Origin of the sequence: Methylicorpusculum oleiharenae, from assembly GCF_009828925.2 — a bacterium.
In the GTDB taxonomy this organism is placed as follows: Bacteria; Pseudomonadota; Gammaproteobacteria; order Methylococcales; family Methylomonadaceae; genus Methylicorpusculum; species Methylicorpusculum oleiharenae.
In genome coordinates, this window is record NZ_WUTY02000001.1 from 2462632 (window position 1) to 2473068 (window position 10437).

Annotated in this window: 8 protein-coding genes; 5 read left to right on the forward strand and 3 right to left on the reverse strand. The window is 46.2% G+C overall.

The genetic code is table 11. From position 1 onward, the window contains the following. Position 1: 1 nt before the first annotated feature. Both GO003_RS11215 and GO003_RS11220 read right to left on the reverse strand, forming a co-directional pair. On the reverse strand, positions 2-2131 hold the full coding sequence (locus GO003_RS11215) for a PhnD/SsuA/transferrin family substrate-binding protein (RefSeq protein ID WP_159655077.1): 2130 nt from the start codon (positions 2129-2131) through the stop codon (positions 2-4). Between the two features lie 197 nt (positions 2132-2328). Then, complete coding sequence (locus GO003_RS11220; protein WP_231088947.1) at positions 2329-4809, reverse strand: EAL domain-containing protein; 2481 nt, start codon at positions 4807-4809, stop codon at positions 2329-2331. Positions 4810-5417: 608 nt separating this feature from the next. Between GO003_RS11220 and hemC the strand changes: the two genes are divergently transcribed. The 5 genes from hemC (at position 5418) to GO003_RS26570 (ending at position 9947) form a co-directional block, all read left to right on the forward strand. Then, positions 5418-6344 (forward strand): hydroxymethylbilane synthase, encoded by a 927-nt coding sequence (gene hemC, locus GO003_RS11225; RefSeq protein ID WP_159655079.1) that lies wholly within the window; start codon positions 5418-5420, stop codon positions 6342-6344. After that, positions 6341-7120, forward strand: a complete 780-nt coding sequence (locus GO003_RS11230; RefSeq protein ID WP_159655081.1) for a uroporphyrinogen-III synthase — start codon at positions 6341-6343, stop codon at positions 7118-7120. Before hemC ends, GO003_RS11230 begins: the two co-directional genes overlap by 4 nt. Further along, a complete protein-coding gene (locus GO003_RS11235; protein WP_159655083.1) occupies positions 7108-8277 on the forward strand; it encodes a uroporphyrinogen-III C-methyltransferase in 1170 nt (389 codons plus the stop codon). Before GO003_RS11230 ends, GO003_RS11235 begins: the two co-directional genes overlap by 13 nt. A gap of 7 nt (positions 8278-8284) precedes the next feature. Next, positions 8285-9517: a heme biosynthesis HemY N-terminal domain-containing protein gene (locus GO003_RS11240; RefSeq protein ID WP_159655085.1), complete on the forward strand. Its 1233-nt coding sequence runs from the start codon at positions 8285-8287 to the stop codon at positions 9515-9517. Between the two features lie 286 nt (positions 9518-9803). Then, entirely contained in the window at positions 9804-9947 is a 144-nt protein-coding gene (locus GO003_RS26570; protein WP_407942117.1) for a transposase family protein, read from the forward strand. A 132-nt stretch (positions 9948-10079) separates the two neighbouring features. Here the strand turns inward: GO003_RS26570 and GO003_RS11245 are convergent, their stop codons facing one another. Further along, positions 10080-10226 carry a hypothetical protein gene (locus GO003_RS11245; protein WP_159655087.1) on the reverse strand — a complete coding sequence of 49 codons (147 nt, stop codon included), beginning with the start codon at positions 10224-10226 and terminating at the stop codon, positions 10080-10082. Positions 10227-10437 lie beyond the last annotated feature (211 nt).

A 10437-nucleotide genomic window follows, 5' to 3' on the forward strand; every position in this document is an offset into this window, starting at 1 on the left:
GTTACGCTGTCTCACTGGTTTTTACCGGTATTTCAAAAATAAACCGGCTGCCTTTGCCTTCACCTTCCGATTCTGCCCAAATCCGGCCTTCGTGGTGTTCGACAATTTTTCGGCATAATGCCAGACCCATTCCTGTTCCCTCAAATTTTGCCCGGGATTGCAAACGGCTGAAAAATTGAAATAAACGGGGGATCTGACTGGGAATAATGCCAATCCCGTTATCGCTTATAGTGACTCGCCAGATAGTATTTTCCATGTGGCCATGGATATGAATGATGGGCGGCTGTTCTTTGTTGCGATATTTGATTGCATTACTCGTCAAATTAAGAAACAAGCGCGTCATCTCATCCTGGCTGGCGATAATTTCGGGCCATTCTCCGCTAATAGTGATTTCCGCATGAGCCTCCTGACGGGCAGGCACCAGAAAAAACAGGGCATTATCCAGGGCAGTTTGGCTGGGGTGCTTGCTTTTGGGGGCGGATTTACGGCCGACACGCGAATACTCGAGTAAGGACACAATCATCGCATCCATCCTCTTTGCGCCTTGTAACGCAAAGTTCATGTTTTCCCTATCGTCATTATTCAGAACGGCATCCAGGTGTTTTTCCACTAATTGCAGATGACCGGTTACCATTCTTAGCGGTTGCCGCAAATCATGCGATACGCTGTAAGCAAACTGTTCAAGATCGGCATTAGATTTTCGAAGGTCAAATTCCGCCTGTTTTCGTTCATTAATATCTGTGTGTGTGCCGATCATTCTCAAGGGTTCGTTCGACTCAGAATAACTCACAACCATGCCACGCGAAAGAATCCAATGCCATTCTCCGTTCTTGCTGCGTATCCGGAATTCTGTCGTGTAAAGTGGCAGATTTTTTTCAAAATAATTGTGTACTGTGGCAAGCACTCTATCACTATCGTCCGGGTGTAAATGATCTTTCCAGGAGTCAAACGTGTTTTCAAATTCATCCTCAGCATAGCCGATCATTGCTTTCCATTGCTTTGAAAAAAAGACCTGTCCGGTTGGAATATGCCAGTCCCAGACGCCATCACCGGCACCTTCCAGTGCGAATTTCCAGAGTGCCTCGCTTTCCTGCAGCTTTATTGTTTGTTGTAGTACGTTTTTGCGTTCAACGCGCAGTCTCCGGTTAGCGATGATCAACGCAATACCCAGCGCGATAATACACGCGGCAGTAAAAAGGATGGCCAGGATTTGGGTGTTATAGCGGCGCCAGACATCATTTAATGTAAATCCGGGCAAGTTTTCGTAGGGCGGTGCTCGAAGTTCTCTAAGCAACTCATTGGTGGCCAGATAATCGGCGGGGACGGTAAAGCCTTGAATGCCGATCGACCGGCTCACATCCGAGTGATCGCTAAGCATGAATAAGGCGGCTGTGACTCGTCGCGCCAGTTTTTCGTCGATTTGTGGCAGCGATGCAAAAGGCCATTCAGGAAACAGACGTGTCGAAATGAAGAGGGGAAAGTCGGGTAAATCCTGGTTATTGATAATGCTGATGGTGTTGATGTCCAGCTTGCCTTGTTGAGCCAGGCTTTCCAGTACTCCGGTCCGGACAAAACCGGCATCGGCTTTGCCGCTCAAAACGGCCTCAACTACTTTGTCATGCGGAGTGCCGGTAGTCTGGATTTTATAATTTTTGCCCGCTTTTAAACCGGCTTTTTGCAGCTCATGAATTTGCAAGTGGTAACCTCCCAAAGATTCCTGGCCTACCGCTGCGACATTTTTTCCGCGAATATCGGCTAAACGTTGAATGTCATTCCGGGTTTTTAACGAGAAAATAACCCCCCCAAAGGCGGCAAGTCCTTTGTCATCGTAACTGTTAATCAGCGTTGCCAGCGGCGAAGATAAACCGATGTGATGAGCGATTTGTATATAGTGAGCCGGACTTGTCAGAATGAAGTCAATCTGCCGGGAAAAGACAGCCATCTCCAGTTCATTGTGAGAGAGCGCTTCAATGACAAAGTCATGCTCGGGAATGGCGGTTTTGAGCATCCTGGTCAGCGGTTGCCATTGTTGCTGCATGCCCTGCTGGGAGCGGAAAGCAAGTACGCCGATCTTTACTGGCTCCGCTTGAATGGAACCGGTGAATGTCACGCTCAGGAAACTATAAAGCATCAACAGCCCATAGCCGGATCTGGTTTTCCTGTTTTTAGGTGCTGAAGATAATAAGGATAAATCAGTATTATCCGGGTGCATCCTGCCCCTTTTGCTTAGCCAACGCTTAGCAAAACATAGCAGCCGCATATGAAAACTGCTTTTTCAAGGGAAGTATTACAATGTTTAACATGAGTGACTCAGCAAAATTGGGGCTGTCATGGTAGTGATTGTTCTAGCCGATTAAATTTTTTCAGCCAGCAATCAACCGGTTCGGGGCGACCGAAGAAATAACCTTGGTGTACAACATGACCTAGCGTATTCAGGAAATCAGCCTGATGTTTTGTTTCCACGCCCTCGGCGACAATGCGCAAATTAAGATGCTTGGCGACCGCAATAATGGTTTCAACCAGAGCCGCATCGCTGGAGTTTGTCAGTATGTCCTGAATAAAGCTTTTATCAATTTTGATTTCCTGAATGGGTAATCGTTTAAGATATGAAAGGCTTGAATAACCGGTGCCGAAATCATCCATTGAAAAGTGAACTCCCAGCGCTGTCAATGAACTCATTTTTTCAGCCACTTCATTGATATCATTGATAACCAGGCTTTCGGTGACCTCAAGAACAAGAAGAGCCGGATTGGCTCCTGCAGACGTCATGATTTGCAGGACCTTGTCAACAAAATCAGCCTGGTCAAAATGGCGGGGGCTGATATTCACCGAGATGCGCAGGCCCAGGTTCTCTTGTTCCAGTCTTGCCAGCAGTTGACAAACTTCGGTTAGCACCCACCGGTCAAGTGCGATAATCAGGTTGGATGCTTCAGCCAAAGGGATGAACTGATTTGGAAAGACCATGCCGCGATTGGCATGAGGCCAACGCACCAGTGCTTCAGCGCCTACTTGTTGTCCTGCCGCATTAACTTGTGGTTGAAGGTAAACTTTCAGTTGATTGAGGCTTATTGCCAGACGCAATTCATTTTCCAGCTGGAAGCGTTCAATGATGGCCTCGCTGAGCGCGGATTCAAAAATGACAGTCTGGCCTTCGCCTTTTGCTTTGGCCTGATTCAAGGCGATATCGGCCTCACGAAGGACATCAATGGCAGTTTCCGTGGATGATTTGGGGAATAAATTGATCCCAATGCAGATGTCCAGATAAATGGTTTCGCCGTTTATGATGATGCCTTCCCGCAGTGTCGCGCGCATTCTCTCGGAAGTGGTTGCTGCTTCACGCATTCCGTTCTTTATGTCAGAGGATGCATTTTTTTGGAGAATGGCAAATTCGTCTGAATCAAGTCTAGCTAATAAATCATTAGGGTTCATGCATTGCTCAAGCTTCATGGCGAAGGATTTGAGCAGGTCATCGCCCATAGCCATTCCTCTTACTTCATTAATGCTTTTAAACCGGTCGATATCAATAAGAATAACGTTTGCAAAATGACCGTCCTGGTAAGCTTGTTCCAGCGTTTGTTCCATTTGTTTGAGAAACTGCGCCCGGTTTGCCAGATTCGTCAACGGGTCGGACCATGAGAGACGTTCAGCGGTATGTTGTGCGCGCTTAATGTCGCTAAGGTCCGAAAATATAGCGGTGTAATGGGTGATGTTGCCGAGTTCATCCTTAATGGTACTGATAGTTTGTATAACAGGGAAAACTTCACCGTTAAGACGACTGCAGAGCATTTCGCCACTCCATAGCCCTTTGGTCATCAGTGAGGTCAAAACACCTCTCAGAAAATCTTTGGAATGCAGGCCAAAGCAAAATTTAAGCGGGTCTTTATCCAGGACATCTTCTTCTTTAAAACCGGTGATACTCAGAAACGAAGGGTTTACGGCGACTATTTTCGGTGTCGCATCGGATACGACAATGGCTTCTCCGGTGGTTTCAAATACACGGGTGGCCAGTCTTTGTCGTTCTGCCGCCTTTCTAATTTCGGTAATATCCCTGCCGACCACCACCAGGCCTTTGCGTCTGCCATCCTCATGAAATAACGGGACTTTTACTATATCGAATATGAGTGGGCTAGTGCCGGGGCGATGAATGGTTTCCTCTCTTCTGAGCATGACGCCGGATTGCCAGGCCTTTTCATCACTGGCTTCGCAGGCAAGAAAGGCATCTTTATAAAAAGTTTGGTATTCGGCTAATTCGGAATCTTTTTTGCCCCGATAATCGACGTTTTCCAGTTGAAATAATTTCAGATCAAAAGTGTTGGCTTCAAGCCAGCGTCCTTCAGCGTCTTTAAAACAGACAATGTCGGGCATGGCGTTAATCAGCGTACGTAATTGGGAGCCGGTTTCGGCGAGTCGTTGTTCCAACTGGTTACGGCTGATGGCATAGCTGATGGAGCGGATCAGTGCTTCACCGTCATAGCTACCCTTAACCAGGTAATCCTGAACCCCTAATGTTAACGCTTGCAGTGCCAATTCATTATTTTCGTGACCGGTTAACACGATGATGGGAATGGAATGCGCTTCTTTTAATAAGGCCTCCACTGTTTTGATGCTGTTAGAGTCAGGCAGGGAAAGGTCAAGCAACAGAACCTGGGGAAGCTGCTTTTCCAGTTTTATCTTGGCTTCCGCCAGATGAGTTACCCAGATCACATCAAATATAATATCCCGGCTCATTCTTAACGCGGAACTTATCAGGTGAGCATCACCGGGGTCGTCCTCGACCAGCATGATTTGGCAAGCGTTAGAAGGAATCATTAGAGCGAATTAAAAACCCATTGTTTTTTATTGGAAGAGACTGGCTGATCGTTTCTTTTAAAGTAAATAGATTAGAGGCCATTATAGTTAAGTAAAGCTATTTTAGTAGCCGGTTCTGCCTTGAAACTTCGGCGCTCAATTTATATTGACTTGCAGTTACCTGATTTAACAGCATTGTTCATCGGTTCTTATGACGAGCTCACCCTGCTTTGTTAAGGCAGTCTTAAGTTATCATATAAACAGTTAATTCTGTCTTTGCCGATACTTTCTAATGAAATAAAATTTAAACCGAATAAGTTTTAAATGAGTTAAAAAGGGTACAATGTGATGATTTCAGAATAGCATTTGTTTGTGAGCTTAAAAACGTAACTATTCAGCGGAGCAACAAAATTAAGGTGATGCACCGCTTAGGTTGCGGTTGGCGACAGCCAACCCAATATTTCAAGGCCATAGCGTTAACTGTTGGGTTGCGAAAAGCAGGCAGCCTAACCTAAGCTGAAATAATTACAAAAAAACAAATCAGTCGAGGAAGTTACAAAGTTAGCGTTACGTTTTCCGGGCAGATGCGCTTTCGTTTGGTTTAAATTTATAACAGATAAGGTATTGTTTTGGTACAAAAGGTTATTCGCATAGCGACCCGTAAAAGCCCATTGGCATTATGGCAGGCAGAGCATGTTGCCGAACGTTTGAAAGCAGCATTTCCCGGTTTACAAACTGAGTTTGTAAAAATGACTACCAAGGGCGATAAGTTGTTGGATGCGCCTCTTGCCAAAGTCGGTGGAAAAGGTCTTTTTGTTAAGGAGTTGGAGCAGGGCATGCTGGAAGGGATAGCGGATATTGCTGTTCATTCCATGAAGGATGTGCCTGTGGAATTTCCTGAGGGACTTCATTTGGCTGCAATTTTGACGCGGGAAGACCCTACCGATGCGTTTGTGTCGAATCACTTTCGTTCTCTGGATGATTTGCCGTCAAACGCAAAAATTGGTACATCCAGTTTGCGCCGTCAGTGCCAGATTAAAGAAAAATTTCCGGACTCGGAGATTTTATCGTTACGGGGCAATGTCAATACCCGGCTGGCTAAACTGGATGCCGGTGAATTCGATGCCATCATTCTGGCTTCAGCCGGTCTTAAACGTTTGGGCATGGGGGATCGCATCACCGCCTGTCTTGACCCTGCGCAGAGTTTACCCGCTATCGGGCAAGGCGCGATTGGCATAGAGTGCAGAATTGACGATGCGGAACTCAACCGTTTGCTGCAGACGCTGCATGATCCGGACACCACTATCTGCGTTCGCGCCGAGCGAGCCATGAACAAGCGCCTGAATGGTGGATGTCAGGTGCCGATAGCCGGTTTTGCAGAATTGGCGGGTAACCATCTGACTATGCGGGGCTTGGTCGGCAGCCCTGATGGCACTGTTTTATACAGGGCGGAACGTTCCGGTTCTGCCGAAGAGGCCGAGGCAATTGGAAAAGCGATTGCCGAAGACTTGCTGGCAAATGGCGCCGATGAGATTCTAAGGGAATTGCTGGCTTGAAACGCTCACAGGGCATTCTGATAACACGTCCGGTTCATCAGGCTGAAAAGCTGTGCAGTTTGGTGTATGAAGCGGGTTTTCTGCCCATTCGGTTTCCTGTTCTGGACATAGTCCCTACACAAAAGAGTGATCAGGCAAGCCAAATTCTGGCCAGGATTGATGACTATGACCGGTTGATATTTATCAGTGTAAACGCCGTAAATTTTGCACTGCTCCTGAATGATGGCAAAATAGCCGCTTTTACTAAAAGGCCAATAGCGGCAGTAGGGGCGTCTACCGCCGATGCATTGGTTAAGCAAGGCCTAGTGGTTGATACGGTGCCCGAAAGCGGGTTCAACACAGAAGCGCTGTTGGCTATGCCTCAGTTGCAGGCCGTTAAAGGTCAGCGCATTTTAATCATCCGTGGTGTGGGCGGGCGTGAAGCCTTGGCAGACGAATTGCGCAGACGTGGGGCTTCGGTTGATTATTTGGAAGTTTATCAAAGAGACTGTCCGGATTCGAGTCGTGAGCCATTGATAACGATGTTGCAAGAAGAGCAATTGGCTGTGATTACAGTAACGAGTTCCGAAGGACTGAAAAATTTGGTCCGGATGATTGGTGATGAGCTTAAATCAGCGCTATTAATTTTGCCCTTAGTTGTTGTTAGCGAGAGAATGGCGCAAGATGCGCAGGCGATAGGTTTTTTTCACGTGGTTGTGGCAAAAAACCCCTCTGATACCGCTATTTTAGAAGAAATAAAAAAGATCATTAATGGGGAATACCAGTGGCTGAGTTAAGTGAAAAACAAGACCAGAATACCGATAAAGTTTTGTTAAAAAGCAAATCCAAAAGCGGGCTTTGGTTCGGATTCTTAATTGTACTGATCGTTATCAGCATCGGGGGGATTGGTTATTATTTTTTCATGCAATTGCGCGCCCAACAGGAAAACTTGGGTGGCGAGCTTGATAAGGGAGACATGCAGGTCATTGAACTCAGCAAGCAACTGAGCGGCTATCAAACCCAATTATCGGCTTTGCAATCGCAATTGGCGACACTGGTTGCTGATGTTAAAAACAAGGACGGGCAGTTTAACAAAACATTGTCCGACTTCTCTGAGCTTCATACCGAAAAGCTCGATAATGCCAGAACAGACCTGGGTAATCAGATTCGTCAGGTTCAGCGTCAACTGGGTAAAACCCGGGGCGATTGGTTGATTGCCGATGCCGAATATTTACTGAGTGTAGCAAATCAGCGTTTGCAGCTCATGGGCGATTTGGCCACGACGACCGAAGCGCTTGAAGCGGCTGACCAACGTTTACGCGAAAGCGGAGATGCTGCAGTATTCAAGGTCAGAGAGCAGATTTCAAAAGATATAGCCGCATTGAAAACCATTGTCGAATCGGATATGGTCGGGATTTATTCGGCGCTGCAGATGTTGCAAGATAAAGTTGGACAATTGCCTTTGATCATGCCTTATGCCGGCAAACCGTTTACGCCATCTTCAGACATTCATAGTCATGGTGATTCAGGCGAGGATGAACATAATATGTTGTCCTTCGCGATGAAAAAACTCGAAGGCGTTGTCACTATTCGTCATACAGACAGGGAAATCAAGGCTATTCTGGAACCCGAGGAAGCTCTGTTTATCCAGCAACAATTCAGAGTCAAGCTGGAAATGATCAAGCTTGCGTTGGTTCAACAAAATGAAGTTCTGTATAAGGCAGCCATTGCCGATGCAATAGCCTGGCTCAAGGAAAACTTCACGATGAACGACGAAACAAAATCGGTTGTGGGCGAGCTGGAACGGATGAATATTATTCGATTAAAGAGCGAATTTCCGGATATCAGCCGGTCGCTTAAGATGCTGCGCGATATTACCAAATTAAGAATTGAAACTGATAAAGCGCTGGTTGAACCGGAAGTTACTGAACAGCCACCTCAAGATAATCAATGAGTGAACTATGAAAAATGTCATCTATTTTCTGGGTTCGCTCTTTATTGCAGTCGTAACCGCTTTTATAGTCCATAGCTGGCTAAGTCAATATGATGACTCGGGCTATGTATTGATTGGTATGGGACGATGGTCTCTAGAGACTTCGCTGGTGTTTTTTGGTGTGGCTCTGGTGATCGTTTTTTTTATCACGTATATGTTTTTTCGCCTGCTAGGCTGGTTGATGCGGTTGCCGGGCAAGATGAAAGATCGCGGAAAGAGTGTCAAATTCAACCGTTCTCAAGAAGCACTGATTGCCGGGTTAGTTGATTCTGCTGAGGGTAATTGGGAAAAAGCCGAAAAAATATTGATCAAGCATGCATCGCATAGCGGCGCGCCTTTGATTCATTATTTGACTGCGGCAAGGGCGGCTCAATCTCGAGGCGCAGTTGAAAAACGCGATGAATATCTGAAAAAAGCGGCCGATTATGCACCGGGTTCTGATATCGCCGTGGGCCTGGTTCAGGCAGAACTGCATTTGTCGGGAAATCAGTTTGAAGAGGCGCTACAAACGCTGGCCAGATTACATTCCATCAATCCGGGTCATGCTGCCGTTCTTAAACTGCTGCATCAAACATACCGGCATATAGGCGATTGGGATGCTATCAGGAAACTGATTCCCTCGCTGAACAAGAACAAAGTATTGATGGAAGCCGAAGTCAAACTGTTGGAGGCTGACGCTTACAGCAATCTCCTCAGAGAGGCGGCACAAAAAGGAGACTTCACCGATATTCAAGAACTTTGGCAGGAAATACCTGATTACATCAAAACCGTGTCAGGAATTCCTGCCATTTATTTTGCAGCAATGATTGATGTGGGTGCCGGGGCCAAGATTGAAGATGAACTGGCTAAAATTATCTCGTCGAACTGGGACCATACCTTACTGGTTCTGTTCGGCAGCGTTCAGTCAAATGACCGGGCCAGACAGCTTAGAACAGCGGAAAGCTGGTTGACCGTATACCCGGATGATCCTGTCTTGCTGAGAATCCTGGGTAAATTATGTATTTTGTTGAACGATACGGATAAAGCGGAACTTTATCTGGAAAAGAGTATTGCTGTTGAACCTTCGGTTTCAGCTTATCAGTTATTGGGCAATATACTTTTTGGCAAAGACGATAAAAATAATGCCATTGAGTGCTACAAAATGGGACTGGAATTAGCTTCTAGTGAAGTGATCAGTCAGGTTGAAAACTATACAGGTTGATAGGTTTTCGCCCCAACCTTTCAGCTAATTACATTCCATCAAGAATAACACAGCATTCCCTGATGAACTTTCGCGCAGCTTTGAGTGATTGGCTTAGAGGTTTTGCCAATAACCACCCCTAATCCTCGCAGCATAACGGGTTACGGCCGGTTGTATGGCTAAATATAACAGTCTATCGGCTGCTTCCTACATCGTTTCTGCCTGGGTAAACAGGCAGGGCAAATGCATTAAAAATGATTGACATACAAGGATCTATATCAATATCTCCATAAGTTTTATAGAAGATATTGATAACCAAAAAGACTCTCGAGTTGAATGCAAAAAGCTTCATGGCTTAATCGACATAATGGGGTTAAGTGTCTGCGCGATTATCAGTGACGCAGAGGGTTGGCAGGGTATTGTCGATTTTGCTCATGAAAAGTTGGATTGACTACGCTGTTTTGTGCCGCGGAAAAATGGAATACTTTCTCACGACTGCATTGCCTATATGTTTGAGCGAATTTCGTTTTACGATTTCAGGGCCAGTTTTTTGTACTGGGTTGAAAGCGTTAGGGAAAAAACGTCAGGTGTAAGTCATCGCAATTGACAGTAAGACTTCGCGAGGCTCGACAGACCGTAAGCGAGGCAAACCACCTCTGCACAGGTTGAGTGGATGGGCTTGAGCGAATTCATCAACTCCATCGCTGCCGATGCCAGACGTTTTGCTCATGCGGTACGTGCTCACTCGGGTATAGAAAACCGTCTGCATTGGTGTTTGGACTGTTAAATTAATGCTTTTGTCCTGGCATGTAGATAGGCTCTGCCGGATATTCAATCAAACTTTGATAGTATCTTCTCACCCCTCACATTGGTTGATTGGCCTTGAGTAAGCGAAGGTCCAGATCAAGCGCCAGAGTTGCTTAGGGTGAAGTAGCCAGCAG